The sequence below is a fragment of the Pseudomonas oryziphila genome, from assembly GCF_003940825.1.
Taxonomy (GTDB): Bacteria; Pseudomonadota; Gammaproteobacteria; order Pseudomonadales; family Pseudomonadaceae; genus Aquipseudomonas; species Aquipseudomonas sichuanensis.
In genome coordinates this window covers 5,862,472-5,879,327 of record NZ_CP034338.1, presented here as the reverse complement: position 1 = coordinate 5,879,327, position 16,856 = coordinate 5,862,472, and the positions used below count along the sequence as shown (strand labels likewise).

Below are 16,856 nucleotides of genomic sequence, written 5' to 3'. Positions count from 1 at the left end.
CCTCAGATCAGCCCGCCGTGCTCATCCTCCTCGATCAGGTTGTTCAGGCCACCCAGGGCCTTGCGCGCGCTGGAGCGGCTCAGCAGCTTGGCCTGGGCGCCTGGGGGCAGGTCGGTGATGCTGAACACGCCCTTGGCGGTCAGCACCTCGATCAGGTCCTCCAGCACCCGGATCATGTCCAGGTCGCTCTGCTTGAGCTGCTGCAGGCTGTTCTCGACGGCGTCCTCGGCGAGCCATGCCTGGACTTCCGCCTGGTCGGCGGACAGCATTTCCGTGTAGCCGTGATAGGGGGCTGCTTCTACCCGCAGCAACTGGCCGTCGGCGTCGCGTTGCACGTAGAACATGGCGTCGTCCCTCGTCATCAAGATTCCTTTGGGTAGCCAGCAGCATAGGCAAAGTTCGCCGGGCGTGTTGGCCCGCGGGCACGGCACAGCCTCATATGCATATGCATTAAAGGTATTTAAATTATTGTTCTTATGACTTTATAGTCACTGCCACTGCGTACCTGCCGACCAATCGGCGCGCCGCACGACTCGAACCCACACGGGCAATCCCCGTGCGTTTCTGATCGTTGCGCGCCTTGGAAGTCGCGCACTTGCGTGGGAGTGAACAATGCCAGCCGCCTCGAACGCCTTGTCGACCATCGACAGCGCCTTGCCGCAAACCTTCGAAATCCGCCCGTTCACAGGTGCCGTCGGCGCCGAGATCGTCGGCCTCGACCTGACCCGACCGGTCAACGCCGAGGATTTCAACCGAATCCATCGCGCCCACCTGGACCACCACGTACTGGTGTTCCGCGACCAGCGCATCACCCCCGAGCAACAGATCGCCTTCAGCCGCCGCTTCGGCGAACTGCAGATCCACGTGCTCAAACAGTTCCTGCTGGCCGGCCACCCCGAGATCCTGATCGTGTCCAACATCATCGAGGGCGGTGCCAACATCGGCCTGGGCGATGCCGGCAAGTTCTGGCATTCGGACCTGTCGTACAAGGAACTGCCGAGCCTGGGTTCGATGCTGCATGCCCAGGAGCTGCCCAGCGAGGGCGGCGACACCCTGTTCGCCGACATGCACAAGGCCTGGGACGCCGTGCCCGATGCCCTGCGCAAGGTCATCAAGGGCCGTGACGCCGCCCACTCCTACACCGCGCGTTATGCCGAGACCAAGTTCGAAGGCAACTGGCGCCCGACCTTGAGCGCCGAGCAGTTGGCCCAGGTGCAGGAAGTCATCCACCCGGTGGTGCGCACCCACCCGGAGAACGGGCGCCAGGCGCTGTTCGTCAGCGAAGGCTTCACCACCCGCATCGTCGGCCTGCCCGATGACGAAAGCCGCGACGTGCTGCAGCAGCTGTACGCCCTGAGCGTGCTCGAACAGAACATCTACCGCCATCAGTGGCAGCCCCATGACCTGGTGTTCTGGGACAACCGCTCGCTGATCCACCTGGCCACCGGCTGCCCCGCGCACCTGCGGCGCAAGCTGTACCGCACCACCATCCAGGGCGACGCCCCGTACTGACGACTGAGGAAAAACATCATGCGCAAATCCATCAGCCGCCTGGCGGCAAGCATCGGCCTGGGCGCCAGTCTGGTTGTAGGCAGCCTCGCGGCGCCGACCGTGGCCCACGCCGAGGGCAAGATCCGCATCGCCGAGCAGTTCGGCATCGTCTACCTGCTGCTCAACGTGGTACGTGACCAGCAACTGATCGAAAAGCACGGCAAGGAGCAGGGCATCGACATCGCCGTCGATTGGGCCCAGCTCTCGGGCGGCGCGGCGATCAACGACGCATTGCTGTCCGGCTCGGTGGATATCGCCGGCGCCGGCGTCGGCCCGCTGCTCACCGTGTGGGACCGCACCAAAGGCCGGCAGAACGTCAAGGCCGTGGCCTCGCTGGGCAACTTCCCGTACTACCTGGTCAGCAGCAACCCCAACGTGAAGACCATCGCCGACATCAGCGAAAAGGACCGTATCGCCGTGCCGGCGGTGGGTGTTTCGGTGCAATCGCGCTTCCTGCAATATGCCGCCGCGCAGCAGTGGGGCGACAAGGAGTACAACCGCCTCGACAAGTACACCCTGGCCGTGCCGCACCCGGATGCCACCGCCGCATTGCTGGCTGGCGGCACCGAGCTCAACGGGCACTTCTCTAACCCGCCGTTCCAGGACCAGGTGCTGGCCAACAAGAATGTCCACGTGGTGCTCAACAGCTATGACCTGCTCGGCCCCAACTCGCCGACCCTGCTGTTCGCTACCGAGAAATTCCGCAAGGACAACCCCAAGACCTACAAAGCCTTCGTCGATGCCCTGGCCGAAGCCGCCGACTTTGCCCAGAAGGACAAGGCGGCCGCCGCCGACACCTACATCCGCGTGACCAAGGCCAAAATCGACCGCGACGCGCTGATCAAGCTGATCGACAACCCGCAGTACGAATTCACCGTGACCCCGAAGAACACCTACAAGCTGGCCGACTTCCTCTACCGCGTCGGTGCGATCAAGAACAAGCCGGCGTCGTGGAAGGACTACTTCTTCCAGGATGAACGCCCGTTGCAGGGGAGCTGACCGACCATGACCGCCCCATTGCCAGGCCACACGGCCAGCAACCTGAGCCGTGTCGCCACCCCACCGCTGCTGGCGGTGGACAACCTGAGCCTCGAATACCGCACCGCGCAGCGCGTGGTGCGGGCCACCCACCAGGTCAGTTTCGAAGTCGACCGCGCCGACCGCTTCGTGCTGCTCGGCCCCTCCGGCTGCGGCAAGTCCACCTTGCTCAAGGCCGTGGCCGGGTTCATCGAGCCCCGTGAAGGGCAGATCCTTTTGCAAGGCCAGCCGGTACGCGGCCCCGGGCCGGACCGTATCGTGGTGTTCCAGGAGTTTGATCAGCTGCCGCCGTGGAAGACGGTGAAGCAGAACGTGATGTTCCCGCTGCTGGTGTCCGGCCAGCTCAAGCGCGCCGAGGCCGAGGAGCGCGCCTTGCACTATCTGGAAAAGGTCGGCCTGGCGGCGTTCGCCGATGCCTATCCACACACCCTGTCCGGCGGCATGAAGGCCCGGGTGGCGATTGCCCGGGCGCTGGCGACCCAGCCGAAGATCCTGCTGATGGACGAGCCCTTTGCCGCGCTCGATGCCCTGACCCGGCGCAAGATGCAGGAAGAGTTGCTGCTGCTGTGGGAGGAAGTGCGCTTCACCTTGCTGTTCGTCACCCACTCCATCGAAGAAGCGCTGGTGGTGGGCAACCGCATCCTGCTGCTGTCGCCGCACCCGGGCCGGGTGCGGGCCGAAGTGCACAGCCACCAGTACGATCTCGGCAGCCTGGGCGGCAGCGACTTCCAGGCCAGTGCCCGGCGCATCCACCGCTTGCTGTTCGACGAAGACGAGGCGCCGGCACAGGCCAGCGACCTTGGCTTCAACGACATCCGCATCGCCTACTGACAGGAGCCTTGGCATGACGACGACAGCTGTTCGCCAGGAATACGAAGTGCAGTTGCAGCCCCTGCCCGGGGTGCCGCTGGAACGTGATCTGCCGCTGGCCCAGCGCCTGTGGCAGCAAGGCTGGCTGCGCAAGGCGATGATCCTGGTGCTGCTGGCCGGGGTGTGGGAACTGGTGGCGCGCTTCACCGACAACGACCTGCTGTTGCCAAGCTTTGTGCAGACGGCTACGGCGTTGGCGGAGGGGCTGCTCAGCGGCGAGATATTCACCAAGGTCGGCGTGTCGCTGGTGGTGCTGCTCAAGGGCTACGTACTGGGGATCGTCCTGGCCTTCGGCCTGACCAGCCTGGCGGTGTCGACCCAACTGGGGCGCGACTTGCTGGGCACCCTGACCTCGATGTTCAACCCGCTGCCGGCCATCGCCCTGCTGCCGCTGGCGTTGCTGTGGTTCGGGCTGGGCGACAACAGCCTGATCTTCGTGCTGGTGCATTCGGTGCTGTGGGCGCTGGCACTGAACACTTACGCGGGCTTTCTCGGCGTGTCCGAAACCCTGCGCATGGCTGGGCGCAATTACGGCCTGCGCGGCTTGCGCCTGGTGCTGCATATCCTGGTGCCGGCGGCGCTGCCGTCGATCCTGTCGGGGCTGAAGATCGGCTGGGCCTTCGCCTGGCGCACCTTGATCGCCGCCGAGTTGGTGTTTGGCGCCAGCAGCGGCAAGGGCGGGCTGGGCTGGTACATCTTCCAGAACCGCAACGAGCTGTATACCGACAAGGTGTTCGCCGGGTTGGCGGTGGTGATCCTGATCGGGTTGCTGGTGGAAGGGCTGGTGTTCAATACCCTGGAGCGGCTGACCGTGCGGCGTTGGGGCATGCAGCGGTAGTCGTCCTGGGCCGGCCCTATCGCGAGGCAAGCCCGCTCCTACGAATACCGTGGGAGCGGGCTTGCCCCGCGATAGGGCCGCTACAGGCCACTACACCTGGTACTGCGCCGCCGCATTGGCCAGGGTCCGGCCAATTTCCTCACGCAACGCCAGTGGCAACTCCACCACCAACCCTTCCCCCTGGCTCAGCAGCCACCAGCGCAACGGCCAGCCATCGATCACCGTTGCCCTTAGCCGGTGCCCCTGCTCCAGCGCCGTCAGTTGCATATCGCCGGTCAGCGGCGCTTCGCGCAGTTGCCGCGCCAGCGGGTCGCTGACCCAGGCTTGCAGTTCCACGCCCTCATCCTGGGCCGGTTGCAACGTATCGCTGCGCAAATACCCCTGCAGATCGAAATTGCCGCGCAGCTCGCTGCCGGCATTGGCCGACCAGTGCCAGCCAAACGGGATGCTCTTGTCGTTGCGTTCCAGCGGGAAGATCAGCGACAGCTCGTTGAGGTCGCGCTCGACGGTGCGCTTGCTGACGTTGAAGCCCACGTCACGCAGGCGCCACACCAGTTCTGCGCTGGTGGTCCCGGGGGAGCGGCTGGGCAACTGGCGCAGAAGTGCCCATTGGCGGCTAAGGGTGGCGCGGGTGGTGGCGAACGGCAAAGGAAACGTCCTTGTCTAGGCTTGCCGCCATAGAATGGCGGCACGGGCAGGTCATGGCAATTGGCCACGGCCTGCTCAGATCAAGGAACAGACAATTGGTTGCCTGGCGCTGGATCGTTCGCGACAGGTTTTGTCGTGTCGTCGCGCAGAATCACGCCCCATCACGGCAAAGCCCGGAGCTGTGCGCCGTTCAATGAGGATGAACATGTCTGCTGCCAGCAATATCCATTCGCTGCTCGCGCGGCTGCTGCCCGAGCGCATCGCGCCGGTACCGGCATTGCCGGGCCAGCGCCAGCGGCTGTTCGTCGGGGTCGGCATGCCGAGCCAGGCACTGCAGGGCGGTGAGCGCTTCGGCCTGATCGACCGGCTGGATGAAGCTGCCGACCTGCAGGCGGTGTACGCCGACCTGTGCAGCCAGGCGCTGCTCGGCAACGTGGCGGCGCTCAACGACCTGGGCTGGATCTGGCTCAACGGCAAGTATTGGCGCGGCGATACCGTGCTGGCCGGGCACCTGCTGCGCATGGCGGCTTTGCAGGGCAATGCCGTTGCCTGGTTCAACCTGGGCCAGCAGCACTATTTCGGCAAGGGCGTGGAAGTGTCTTATACCAACGCCGCCGAGTATTACCGCCATGCCTTCGAGCGCGGCATGCTGCATGCGGCGGCGGCGCTGGGCGACCTGTACGAAGAAGAGGTGTGCGACGGTGAGCCGCCATGGCAGGTGGACCCGCTCGAGGCTTACCACTGGTTCCTGCGCGGGGCACAACGCGGCGAGACGCGTTGCCGTTTCGAGGTGGGTTATCGCTTGCTGCATGGGCTGTACGTGGCAGCGGATACCAGGGCTGCCCTGTACTGGCTGGAGCTGGCAGCGGCCACCGGGGTGATGCAGGCCGCCGAGGAACTGGCGGTGCACTTCAGCAGCCGCGACACGGCGCGCTATCAGAGCTGGCGTGACCAGGCGATCCAGCTGGGCAGCACCCTGGCGCTGACCATGAAACTGGAAGACCAGGTTCAGCGTTGAGGGCATGGGTGCAGCCCATCGCTGGCAAGCCAGCTCCCACAGGAATCGCGTCAAACTTGAGGCATGCGCTGTACCTGTGGGAGCCGGCTTGCCGGCGAAAGGGCCGCAGCGCGGCCCAAAATCGCTCAACTGAGCATCCCGTCACCTCAGAACGCAAAGCACGAACAACCCAATGCCCCCCAGAACCCCTGGAAGTCGCTGATCGGCACCTTGGAGTGGCGCGCCTGTTCATGGCTGTGCGCATGCACCCCGCATGGCCCTGAACACTGGTGCACGACGGCCGCCAGCGATGGCGTACCCACGCGCCAGTGCCCCGGCACCTTGGCCACAGGTGACCACTCGGGCAGCACCGGTACCTGTGGCGGGCCCAGCTTGTCGAACTCGGCAGCGCCGTACACCACCTTGCCATCGACCACCGTCAGCACCGACTCGATGCCCTTGATGGCCTCTTCATCAACGCTGAAGAAATCCAGCGACAACGCCGCCAGGTCCGCCAGCTGGCCCACCTTGATCTGGCCTTTCTTGCCCTGCTCGCTGGAGAACCAGGCGCTGCCCTGGGTGAACAGCTGCAGCGCGGTGTCGCGGCTCAGGCCTTCGGGGTAAAGCGCCATGCCGCCCACGGTCTTGGCGCTGACCAGCCAGTACAGCGAGGTCCACGGGTTGTAGCTGGACACGCGGGTGGCGTCGGTACCGGCACCCACTGGCACGCCCATGTCGAGCATGCGCTGGATTGGTGGGGTCTGCTCGGCCGCCTTGGCGCCATAGCGCTCGACGAAGTATTCGCCCTGGAAGGCCATGCGGTCCTGGATGGCGATGCCGCCGCCCAGCGCTCGAACACGCTCGATGTTCTGCGGGGTGATGGTCTCGGCGTGATCGAAGAACCACGGCAGGCCATTGAACGGGATGTCGCGGTTGACCTTCTCGAACACGTCGAGCATGCGCGTGATCGATTCGTTGTAGGTGGCGTGCAGGCGGAACGGCCAGCGTTGTTCCACCAGGTGGCGCACCACAGGTTCCAGCTCTTCTTCCATGGTCTGCGGCAGGTCCGGGCGCGGTTCGAGGAAGTCCTCGAAGTCGGCGGCGGAGAACACCAGCATCTCGCCGGCACCGTTGTGGCGCAGGAAGTCGGTGCCGCTGTGCAGCTTGACGCTGGCGGTCCACTTCTTGAAATCGTCCAGCTCTTCCTTGGGCTTCTGGGTGAACAGGTTGTAGGCGATGCGCACGGTCAGCTGGTTGTTGTCGGCCAGCTCCTGGATCACCGAGTAGTCGTCGGGGAAGTTCTGATAACCGCCGCCGGCATCGATGGCGCTGGTCAGGCCCAGGCGGTTGAGCTCGCGCATGAACTGGCGGGTCGAGTTGACCTGGTACTCCAGCGGCAGCTTCGGCCCCTTGGCCAGGGTGGCGTAGAGGATCATCGCGTTGGGCCGGGCGATGAGCATGCCGGTCGGGTTGCCGAACTTGTCGCGCTGGATCTCGCCACCCGGCGGGTTGGGCGTGTCCTTGCTGTAGCCCACCGCCTTGAGCGCGGCGCGGTTGAGCAGGGCACGGTCATACAGGTGCAGCAGGAACACCGGGGTGTCGGGGGCGGCCTGGTTGATTTCTTCCAGGGTGGGCATGCGCTTTTCGGCGAACTGGAATTCGTTCCAGCCGCCGACCACCCGTACCCACTGCGGGGTCGGCGTGCGGGCCGCCTGGTCCTTGAGCATGCGCAGGGCGTCGGCCACCGATGGCACGCCTTCCCAGCGCAGTTCCAGGTTGTAGTTGAGGCCGCCGCGGATCAGGTGCAGGTGCGAGTCATTGAGCCCCGGGATCACCGTGCGCTGTTTGAGGTCGATGATCTGCGTGGTGGCGCCTTTGTGGGCCATGGCCTGGGCATCGTTGCCCACCGCGATGAACTTGCCGTCCTTGATGGCGACGGCGGTGGCAGTGGGGTTTTCACGGTCGACGGTGTGCAGTTTGCCGTTGAACAGGATGAGGTCGGCGGTCATGGAGCCTCCTTGGGTGGATGCAGTGGCGTAGCCGCTGAAGGGCAGGGCCGACCAGAGTGCGCCAGCGGCGCCGAGCACGGTGCTGGTGGCGAGGAACTGGCGGCGGCTCTTGTCGTTAGGGTCCTGGGACATGGTGTTCTCCATCGGGCTGCGGCAGGCGGGTGAAGGTTAGCCTTGATCAGGTTTTGTGCTGCCTGCTCCGGCCCATCGCCGGCAAGCCGGCTCCCACAAGTCTGCGCAGCCCCTGTGGGAGCCGGCTTGCCGGCGATGGGCCGCAAAGCGGCCCCCGCTTTTCAGCGACTCAGGAAGGCCAGCAGGTCTTCATTGAGCTGCTGCGCATGGGTCACGGCAAAGCCATGGGGCGCCCCTGCGTACACCTTCAGCTCGGCACCGCGGATCAGCTCTGCAGCTTTCCTGCCAGTGCTCTCGAACGGCACGATCTGGTCGTCGTCACCGTGGATGACCAGGGTCGGCACATCGATCTTGGCCATGTCCGGGCGGAAATCGGTTTCGGAGAAAGCGCTCACGCAGTCCAGGGTGCCCTTGATCGACGCCAGCAACGCAATGTTCAAGGTCTGGGTCTGCACGCCCTGGGACACCTGCTGGCCATGGTTGATGCCATAGAAGGGCGTGGCGAAGTCGGCGATGAACTGTGCCCGGTCTGCCCGCAGGCCGGCCTTGATGCCGTCGAATACCGCACTGTCGACGCCGTCCGGGTTGTCGTCGCGCTTGCCGAACACCGGCGTTACCGCACCCAGCAACACCAGGCCGGCGATGCGCTCGCTGCCGTGCCTGGCGATATAACGGCTGACGTCGCCACCGCCCATGGAGAAGCCCACCAAGGTCACCTCGCGCAGGTCGAGGTGTTCGATCAACTGGGCGATGTCATCGGCGAAGGTGTCGTAGTCGTAGCCAGTCCAAGGCTGGCTGGAGCGCCCGAAACCCCGGCGGTCGAACGCGATGGTGCGGTAGCCGCGGCTGGCCAGGTACTCCATCTGCGAATCCCACATGTCGGCGTCCAGTGGCCAGCCGTGGCTGAACAGGACGGGTTTGCCACTGCCCCAGTCCTTGTAGTGGATCGAGGTGCCATCGCGGGTAACGAGTGTGCTCATGTCGGTATCTCCTGAAATTCGAGTGAGGCAGTGAGAAAACTTTCAGCCACGCAGCCAGGCGGCGCAGCGGCGGGTCACCCAGGGCATGATGTAGAACACCACGGGCAGGATGACGAACAGGTTGGTGATCAGGTTGCCGCTGATAGGGCCAGCCAGCAGCGGGTAGCGGGCGAACAGCGGCGCCAGCAGTTGCGGGATCAGCAGGGTCATGGGGCAGATCACCAGGTAGGTAAGCACGGCCTGCTTCCAGCGCGGCGGTGGCGCGGCGCGGGTGCTGGGCGGGGTGAACCAGAACTCCGGATCGTCATGCACCTGGGTCTGGTCGCCATCTTCAAGCAGTGGCAGTACTTCACTGACCAGCGCCTGGCGCTCGGCCGAATTGACCCAGGCCTGCAGCAGGTCGGCGTCGGCGAACCGCACGATGGTGGTGAACTGCCGGCCACCGTCGTCCGGGCGGATCACGTTGACGTCCAGGTGGCCCGGCTGCTGGCGTGCGGTGCTCACCGCATGCTTGAGCCAAGCCTCGTAGGGCGCCAGCGCCTGGGCGCGGACCTTGTGCTGGATCACCAGCGTGACGACGTTGCGGTTGTGCGGAGTGTTCATCGGCGGGCCCTGGCGTGAGCTGCGTTGACGGGGTGTGCCGGGCCGCCTGGCGCCTCGAGGGCGCCAGGCGGCTGGCGGGTTACTTGCCGGCGGTCAGGGTGTTGTAGCTGGTCATCAGGTTGCGGTAGTCAGGGATGTGGTTGCTGAACAGCGCGGCCAGGCCTTCGACGTCGTTGCGCCAGTCGCGGTGCAGCTCACAGGCCACGCCGAACCAGGTCATCAGTTGCGCGCCGGCCTGGCTCATGCGGTCGTGCGCCGCGTCGCGGGTCATTTCGTTGAAGGTGCCGGAGGCGTCGGTCACCACGAACACTTCGAACTCTTCTTCCAGGGCCGCCAGCGCCGGGAAGGCCACGCATACCTCGGTTACCACGCCGGCGATGATCAGTTGCTTCTTGCCGGTGGCTTTCACGGCCTTGACGAAGTCTTCGTTGTCCCAGGCGTTGATCTGGCCTGGGCGGGCGATGTACGGCGCGTCGGGGAACAGGGCCTTGAGTTCCGGTACCAGCGGGCCGTTGGGGCCTTGCTCGAAGCTGGTGGTGAGGATGGTCGGCAGGTTGAAGTACTTGGCCAGGTCGGCCAGGGCCAGCACGTTGTTCTTGAAGCGGTCCGGCTCGATGTCGCGCACCAGCGACAGCAGGCCAGCCTGGTGATCCACCAGCAGTACGGCGGCGTCGTCTTTGTTCAGGCGGTTGTATTTGAAGTTAGCCATGGTCGTGCTCCTTAGGGTGTGTCGTTCACTGGGTGGGGTGTTTCGCGTTGATGAGCAAAGATTAGATTCATCACCTTTGGCGCGGTAGACTGCAAAAATTGCCTCTAGCGTTCTATTTGGTGAACGATCAATGGAAGACCTCAACTCCCTGTACTACTTCACCCAGGTGGTGGAGCACGGCGGCTTCGCCCCGGCCGGGCGGGCGCTGGACATGCCCAAGTCCAAGCTCAGCCGGCGCATCGCCGACCTGGAGGAGCGCCTGGGCGTGCGCCTGCTGCACCGCACCAGCCGGCACTGTTCGCTGACCGAGATCGGCCAGGCCTACTACAACCGTTGCCTGGCCATGCGCGTGGAGGCCGAGGGCGCCGCCGAAATCATCGAGCGCAACCGCAGCGAGCCGCGCGGGCTGGTGCGCATCAGTTGCCCGACCACCCTGCTCAATTCCTGGGTCGGGCCGATGCTCACCCGCTACATGCTCAAGTACCCGCAGGTGGAGCTGTTCATCGAGAGCACCAACCGCCGCGTCGACCTGCTGCACGAAGGCTTCGACCTGGCGCTGCGGGTGCGCTTCCCGCCGCTGGAGAACACCGACATGGTGATGAAGGTGCTGAGCAACAGCACCCAGTGCCTGGTCGGGCACCCCGCGTTCCTCGAACAACTGCCGGCGGGCTTCGACCCGCAGCAACTGGGCACGCTGCCCAGCCTGCACTGGGGCGGCGCCCAGCGCGAATACCAGTGGGAGCTGTTCCAGGGCGAGGACCAGCAGCACAGCCTGGTCATCCCGCATACGCCGCGCATGGTCAGCGACGACCTGTTTGCCCTGCGCCATTTCGTGGTGGCCGGGGTGGGCATCGCCCACCTGCCACGGGTGGCGGTGCGTGAGGACCTGGCCGCGGGCAGGCTGGTGGAGCTGCTGCCGCAATGGCACCCGCGCTGCGGCATCGTCCATGCGATCTTCCCGTCACGGCGCGGGTTGTTGCCGTCGGTGCGCGCGCTGATCGACCACCTGGCCGAGGAATTCGCCACCAGCGACATGGCCTGACGGCGCGGGTCTGGCGCGAGGATGAACAACTTTTCATCTTCGCCTGCGGTCAGGCCCGGTTGACGGCAGGGGGAGGGCAGGGCGTATATTGATAGTTAGCAAACTATGAATATCCTCGGTTCCTCCTATGTCACTTGACGCTCTGCACATGAAAATCAGCAGCGGCATGGTCGTGGCCGCCCGGCATTGGCGTCGCCTGTGCCAGGGCGCCTTGACCGGCTATGGCATCTCCGAAGCCTGCGCCGTGCCGTTGCTGATGATCGTGCGCCTGGGCGATGGCGTGCACCAGGTGGCGGTGGCCCAGGCCGCCGGCCTGGAAAGCCCGTCGCTGGTGCGCCTGCTCGACCAGCTGTGCAAGGCGGGCCTGGTGCTGCGCAGCGAGGACCCGCTGGACCGCCGCGCCAAGGCCCTGAGCCTGACCGCCACGGGCCGCGCCCTGGCCGAGTCGATCGAAGGCGAACTGGTGCGCCTGCGCCGCGAGTTGCTGCAGGGCATCGACCAGGCCGACCTGGAAGCCACCCTGCGGGTGATCCGCGTGTTCGAAGACGCGGGCCTCACCCCATGAACGGCTTCTTCAGCTCGGTGCCCCCGGCCCGCGACTGGTTCTACGGCGTGCGCACCTTCGCCGCGTCCATGATCGCCCTGTACATCGCCCTGCTGATGCAGTTGCCGCGCCCGTACTGGGCGATGGCCACGGTGTACATCGTCTCCAGCCCATTCCTCGGCCCCACCACCTCCAAGGCGCTGTACCGTGCACTCGGCACACTGCTGGGCGCGGGTGCGGCGATCTTTTTCGTGCCGCTGCTGGTGCAGTCGCCGTTGCTGCTGAGCATCGCCGTCGCGCTGTGGACCGGCACCCTGCTGTTCCTCTCGCTGAACCTGCGCACCGCCAACAACTACGTGCTGATGCTGGCCGGCTACACGATGCCGATGATCGCCCTGGCCGTGGTCGACAACCCGCTGGCGGTGTTCGACGTGGCCTCGTCCCGGGCCCAGGAAATCTGCCTGGGCATCGTCTGCGCGGCGGTGGTCGGCGCGGTGTTCTGGCCGCGCCGGCTGGCGCCGGTGGTGGTCGGCGCGACCGGCAGCTGGTTCAGCGAGGCGATCCGCTACAGCGATACCTACCTGGCCCGAGAAGCCAGCGCCGACAAGGTCGGCGGCATGCGCGGGGCGATGGTCGCCACCTTCAACTCGCTGGAGCTGATGATCGGCCAGCTCGGCCACGAAGGCGCCGGCCCGCACACCTTGAAGAACGCCCGCGAACTGCGCGGGCGGATGATCCACCTGCTGCCGGTGATCGATGCCCTCGACGACGCCCTGATCGCCCTTGAAGGCCGCGCCCCTGTGCAGTTCGCCCAGTTGCAGCCGGTGCTGACGGCCGCCCGCGAATGGCTCAAGGGCACCGCCGACAGCGCCTCGGTGGCCCGCTGGACCGCCCTGCACGAGCAGATCGATCGCCTGCAACCCGGCGCCGCCGCCCTCGACCAGCGCGCCGAGCTGCTGTTGTCCAATGCGCTCTTCCGCCTGACCGAGTGGGCCGACCTGTGGCAGGACTGCTGCACCCTGCAGCACGCCCTGCGCAGCGACGACGCCAAGCCCTGGCGGGCGGTGTATCGGCACTGGCGGCTGGGCCGGCTGACCCCCTTCTTTGACCGTGGCCTGATGCTCTACTCGGTGTTCTCCACCGTCACCGCCATCGTCGTCGCCTGCGGCCTGTGGATCGGCCTGGGCTGGAACGACGGCGCCAGCGCGGTGATCCTCGCCGCCGTGTCGTGCAGTTTCTTCGCCGCCATGGACGACCCGGCGCCGCAGATCTACCGGTTCTTCTTCTGGACCTTGATGTCGGTGATCTTCTCCAGCCTGTACCTGTTCCTGGTACTGCCCAACCTGCATGACTTCGCCATGCTGGTGCTGGCCTTTGCCGTGCCGTTCATCTGCGTCGGCACCCTCACCGTGCAGCCGCGTTTCTACCTGGGCACCTTGCTGACCATCGTCAACACCTCGACCTTCATCAGCATCCAGGGCGCCTACGACGCCGACTTCTTCACCTTCCTCAACGCCAACCTGGCGGGGCCGGTGGGGCTGCTGTTCGCCTTCCTCTGGACCATCGTGGTGCGCCCGTTCGGCGTGGAGCTGGCGGCCAAGCGCATGACCCGCTTCGCCTGGCGCGACATCGTCGAGATGACCGCGCCGGCCACCCTCGCCGAACACCGCCAGGTCGGCGTGCAGATGCTCGACCGCCTGATGCAGCACCTGCCGCGCCTGTCACAGACCGGCCAGGACAGCGGCGTGGCGCTGCGCGACCTGCGCGTGGGGCTGAACCTGCTCGACCTGCTGGCCTACCTGCCGCGCGCAGGCAGCCAGGCCCGCGAGCGCCTGCAGACGGTGATCGAAGAGGTCGGCGGCCACTACGCCACCTGCCTGCGCGCCGGCGAACGCCTGCATGCCCCGGCAGCGCTGCTGCGCAACATGGAGCGGGCGCGCCTGGCGCTGAACCTGGACGAACTGTACGAGCGCGGCGATGCCCGCACCCACCTGCTGCACGCCCTGAGTGGCCTGCGCCTGGCCCTGTTGCCGGGGGTGGAGGTGATGCTCGAACCCACTGAACAAACGCAACTGCCCCCCGGCCTCGATGGAGCGCCCCTGTGATAGGTGAACTGGATATCAGCGGGGTGTTCCTGCCCACGCTGCTGGTGATGATGTTTGCGACCTACCTGTTGTTCCTGGGGGTGCACGCGCTGCTGGTGCGCGTGCATTTCTACCGCCTGGTCTGGCACCGGGCGCTGTTCAACGTTGCCCTGTATGCCGTGCTGCTGGGCGCGGTCGACCACTTTTGCCGAAGCCTGATGCTGCCATGAAAAAACCTTTGCTGACCCTGGGCCGCGTGGTCCTGACCTTGCTGGTAGTGACCTTCGCCGCCGTGCTCGTGTGGCAGATGGTGGTGTACTACATGTTCGCCCCCTGGACCCGCGACGGGCATATCCGTGCCGACGTGATCCAGATCGCCCCGGATGTGTCCGGGCTGATCCAGAAGGTCGAGGTGCGCGACAACCAGACCATCAAGCGCGGCGACGTGCTGTTCACCATCGACCAGGACCGCTTCAGCCTGGCCCTGCGCCAGGCCAAGGCGACCCTGGCCGAGCGCCAGGAAACCCTGGCCCAGGCCTCCCGCGAGGCGCAGCGCAACCGCAAGCTGGGCAACCTGGTGGCGGCCGAGCAGTTGGAAGAGAGCCAGTCGCGCGAGGCCCGCGCCCGCTCGGCGGTCAATCAGGCCCAGGTGCAGGTGGACCTGGCCCAGCTCAACCTCGACCGTTCGGTGGTGCGCAGCCCGGTGGACGGTTACCTCAACGACCGCGCCCCGCGCGCCCACGAGTTCGTCAGCGCCGGCCGCCCGGTGCTGTCGGTGGTCGACAGCGCCTCGTACCACGTCGATGGCTATTTCGAAGAGACCAAGCTCGGCGGCATCCATATCGGCGATGCCGTGGACATCCGCGTGATGGGCGACAACACCCGCCTGCGCGGCCGTGTCGAAAGCCTGTCCGCCGGCATCGAAGACCGCGACCGCAGCAGCGGCGCCAACCTGCTGCCCAACGTCAACCCGGCGTTCAGCTGGGTGCGCCTGGCCCAGCGGATTCCGGTGCGCATCACCTTCGACGAGGTGCCGGCGGACTTCCGCATGATTGCCGGGCGCACTGCCACGGTGTCGATCATCGAGGGCCAGCGCCCATGAAACAGCTGATCCTGGTGGGGCTTAGCCTGTCCCTCGGCGCCTGCATGATGGTCGGACCCAACTACCAAGTGCCCAAGGACGCCGCCGTGCAGCGCAGCGACCTCAACGGCCCGTTGCGCCAGGATGCCGACAGCGTGGTGTCGGCACCGGTGCCCGAGGACTGGTGGCAGCTGTACCAGGATCAACGCCTCAACGAACTGGTGCGCCAGGCCCTGAGCGCCAACACCGAATTGCGCGTGGCCGCCGCCAACATCGCCAAGGCCCGTGCCCAGGTGGAAGTGGCCGAGTCCCAGGGCGGTTTCAATGGCGGCATCAAGGCCGGTGCCCAGCGCTTGCAGGAGTCCGGCGAAGCCTTCCTGCTGCCGGAGAAAGTGCCGGTGGCCAATATCGGCGAGGCGCTGCTGAGCGTCAGCTACCAGTTCGACCTGTGGGGCACCTTCAAGCGCGGCACCGAGGCCGCCAAGGCCAACGCCGACGCGGTGCAGGCCGCTGCCGACACCGCGCGCATCACCCTGGTGGCCGATGTGGTCAAGGCCTACACCCAGGTGTGTTCGGCGAACGAGGAGTACCACATTGCCCGTGAGTCGCTGGACCTGCAGCAGCAGGGCGTGCAGCTGACACAGCGCTTGCGCGACGCTGGCCGTGGCGACGAGACCCAGGTCACCCGCTCGCAGACCCAGTTCAAGTCGCTGCGGGCGGAACTGCCGCGCTTCAAGGCCGAGCGCGAAACGGGCCTGTACACCCTGGCCGCGTTGCTGGCCAGGCCGGTCGAGCAGTTGCCGGCGGGTACTGCCGATTGCGCCGAGCTGCCGCACCTTGCGCAGCTGATCCCGGTGGGTGATGGCGCCGCCTTGCTCAAACGCCGCCCCGATGTGCGCCAGGCCGAGCGCCAGTTGGCGGCTGCGACCGCGAATATCGGCGTGGCCACTGGTGCGCTTTATCCGGACATCAGCATTGGGGCACAGGTGGGGACCATCGGTATTCTTGAAAACCTCGGTGAGCCTTCCACCAACCGTTGGGGTTTTGGCCCGCAGATCAGTTGGAATATTCCCACCAACGGCACCCGTGCGCGTATTCGCATGGCGGAAGCCTCGACTCAGGCGGCGCTGGCGCAGTTCGATGGGGTGGTGCTGAACGCCATTCGTGAGACACAGACGCGGCTGGCGCAGTACAGCGCCTTGCTCGATCGGCGTGATGCGCTGGCTGAGGCTGAGCGTTCGGCGAAAGAGTCGGCGGACCAGACGCATCTGCGTTACCAGGTGGGGCGTGAGTCGTTCCTGGCTGATCTGCAGGCGACGCGGACCTATACCGATGTGCGGGCGCAGTTGGCGGCGGCGAACAGCCAGGTGGCGATGGGTCAGATTGGGGTGTTTCTGGCGTTGGGTGGGGGGTGGAAGGGTAGTGCCAAGCCTCTAGAGAAAGCCTCAACCAACTGATGTAGGTAGGCTGCGTGGGTAGATGTCTGGCCGATGGTTGCATCAGGGCCGCCAGGTGCCTGGCTGTTGATTGCATCAGGGCATACAGGTGCTCGCCACAACCCTTGCAGCGCTTATGAGATCGAGCGCCGCCCGCGCGGCGCTTCGCGGGTAAACCCGCTCCCACAGTTTGTTTCGGGCCAATTATTCCTGTGAAAGTACCGCCACCTGCCTTGGTGCATGTCTTGAGCCATGTGGGGCGGCGGCAACGCACACGCTGAAACCGCGTCGTGC

At 65.9% G+C, this 16,856-nt stretch carries 17 protein-coding genes; 11 read left to right on the top strand and 6 right to left on the bottom strand.

Annotated features, from left to right (window positions below):
• Nucleotides 1-2: 2 nt before the first annotated feature.
• Nucleotides 3-344 carry a tryptophan synthase subunit beta gene (locus EJA05_RS27305; RefSeq protein ID WP_110992037.1) on the bottom strand — a complete coding sequence of 114 codons (342 nt, stop codon included), beginning with the start codon at nucleotides 342-344 and terminating at the stop codon, nucleotides 3-5.
• A gap of 268 nt (nucleotides 345-612) precedes the next feature.
• Between EJA05_RS27305 and EJA05_RS27300 the strand changes: the two genes are divergently transcribed.
• From EJA05_RS27300 to EJA05_RS27285, 4 genes are read left to right on the top strand one after another with little or no spacing between them, the layout of a single operon-like run.
• Entirely contained in the window at nucleotides 613-1,512 is a 900-nt protein-coding gene (locus EJA05_RS27300) for a TauD/TfdA dioxygenase family protein (RefSeq protein WP_125861067.1), read from the top strand.
• Between the two features lie 18 nt (nucleotides 1,513-1,530).
• On the top strand, nucleotides 1,531-2,550 hold the full coding sequence (locus tag EJA05_RS27295; protein ID WP_125861065.1) for an ABC transporter substrate-binding protein: 1,020 nt from the start codon (nucleotides 1,531-1,533) through the stop codon (nucleotides 2,548-2,550).
• Between the two features lie 6 nt (nucleotides 2,551-2,556).
• Nucleotides 2,557-3,420 (top strand): ABC transporter ATP-binding protein, encoded by an 864-nt coding sequence (locus EJA05_RS27290; protein WP_125466025.1) that lies wholly within the window; start codon nucleotides 2,557-2,559, stop codon nucleotides 3,418-3,420.
• A gap of 13 nt (nucleotides 3,421-3,433) precedes the next feature.
• Complete coding sequence (locus EJA05_RS27285) at nucleotides 3,434-4,297, top strand: ABC transporter permease (RefSeq protein ID WP_125861063.1); 864 nt, start codon at nucleotides 3,434-3,436, stop codon at nucleotides 4,295-4,297.
• 90 nt (nucleotides 4,298-4,387) lie between these two features.
• On the opposite strand, the gene EJA05_RS27280 is transcribed toward EJA05_RS27285, so the two are convergent.
• Complete coding sequence (locus tag EJA05_RS27280) at nucleotides 4,388-4,945, bottom strand: WCX domain-containing protein (protein WP_125466023.1); 558 nt, start codon at nucleotides 4,943-4,945, stop codon at nucleotides 4,388-4,390.
• 205 nt (nucleotides 4,946-5,150) lie between these two features.
• Between EJA05_RS27280 and EJA05_RS27275 the strand changes: the two genes are divergently transcribed.
• A complete protein-coding gene (locus EJA05_RS27275; RefSeq protein WP_125861061.1) occupies nucleotides 5,151-5,963 on the top strand; it encodes a tetratricopeptide repeat protein in 813 nt (270 codons plus the stop codon).
• A gap of 146 nt (nucleotides 5,964-6,109) precedes the next feature.
• Here the strand turns inward: EJA05_RS27275 and EJA05_RS27270 are convergent, their stop codons facing one another.
• From EJA05_RS27270 to ycaC, 4 genes are all read right to left on the bottom strand, one after another.
• On the bottom strand, nucleotides 6,110-8,083 hold the full coding sequence (locus EJA05_RS27270) for an amidohydrolase (protein ID WP_125861059.1): 1,974 nt from the start codon (nucleotides 8,081-8,083) through the stop codon (nucleotides 6,110-6,112).
• A 161-nt stretch (nucleotides 8,084-8,244) separates the two neighbouring features.
• Complete coding sequence (locus EJA05_RS27265) at nucleotides 8,245-9,063, bottom strand: alpha/beta fold hydrolase (RefSeq protein WP_125861057.1); 819 nt, start codon at nucleotides 9,061-9,063, stop codon at nucleotides 8,245-8,247.
• Nucleotides 9,064-9,105: 42 nt separating this feature from the next.
• The gene (locus tag EJA05_RS27260; protein WP_125861055.1) at nucleotides 9,106-9,666 is read right to left on the bottom strand and encodes an antibiotic biosynthesis monooxygenase; all 561 of its coding nucleotides are present in this window, start codon (nucleotides 9,664-9,666) and stop codon (nucleotides 9,106-9,108) included.
• A gap of 79 nt (nucleotides 9,667-9,745) precedes the next feature.
• Nucleotides 9,746-10,375: an isochorismate family cysteine hydrolase YcaC gene (ycaC, locus tag EJA05_RS27255; RefSeq protein WP_110992047.1), complete on the bottom strand. Its 630-nt coding sequence runs from the start codon at nucleotides 10,373-10,375 to the stop codon at nucleotides 9,746-9,748.
• Nucleotides 10,376-10,505: 130 nt separating this feature from the next.
• On the opposite strand from ycaC, the gene EJA05_RS27250 reads away from it, so the two are divergent.
• The 6 genes from EJA05_RS27250 to EJA05_RS27225 all read left to right on the top strand — a co-directional run bounded on the left by EJA05_RS27250 (nucleotide 10,506) and on the right by EJA05_RS27225 (nucleotide 16,583).
• Entirely contained in the window at nucleotides 10,506-11,417 is a 912-nt protein-coding gene (locus EJA05_RS27250; protein ID WP_125861054.1) for a LysR substrate-binding domain-containing protein, read from the top strand.
• Nucleotides 11,418-11,544: 127 nt separating this feature from the next.
• Nucleotides 11,545-11,982 (top strand): MarR family winged helix-turn-helix transcriptional regulator, encoded by a 438-nt coding sequence (locus EJA05_RS27245; protein WP_125466017.1) that lies wholly within the window; start codon nucleotides 11,545-11,547, stop codon nucleotides 11,980-11,982.
• On the top strand, nucleotides 11,979-14,066 hold the full coding sequence (locus EJA05_RS27240; RefSeq protein ID WP_125861052.1) for an FUSC family protein: 2,088 nt from the start codon (nucleotides 11,979-11,981) through the stop codon (nucleotides 14,064-14,066). The genes EJA05_RS27245 and EJA05_RS27240 overlap by 4 nt, the downstream gene beginning before the upstream one ends.
• The gene (locus EJA05_RS27235; protein WP_110992051.1) at nucleotides 14,063-14,275 is read left to right on the top strand and encodes a DUF1656 domain-containing protein; all 213 of its coding nucleotides are present in this window, start codon (nucleotides 14,063-14,065) and stop codon (nucleotides 14,273-14,275) included. Before EJA05_RS27240 ends, EJA05_RS27235 begins: the two co-directional genes overlap by 4 nt.
• Complete coding sequence (locus EJA05_RS27230; RefSeq protein ID WP_110992052.1) at nucleotides 14,272-15,147, top strand: efflux RND transporter periplasmic adaptor subunit; 876 nt, start codon at nucleotides 14,272-14,274, stop codon at nucleotides 15,145-15,147. The genes EJA05_RS27235 and EJA05_RS27230 overlap by 4 nt, the downstream gene beginning before the upstream one ends.
• The gene (locus EJA05_RS27225; RefSeq protein WP_125861050.1) at nucleotides 15,144-16,583 is read left to right on the top strand and encodes an efflux transporter outer membrane subunit; all 1,440 of its coding nucleotides are present in this window, start codon (nucleotides 15,144-15,146) and stop codon (nucleotides 16,581-16,583) included. Before EJA05_RS27230 ends, EJA05_RS27225 begins: the two co-directional genes overlap by 4 nt.
• Nucleotides 16,584-16,856: the final 273 nt, after the last annotated feature.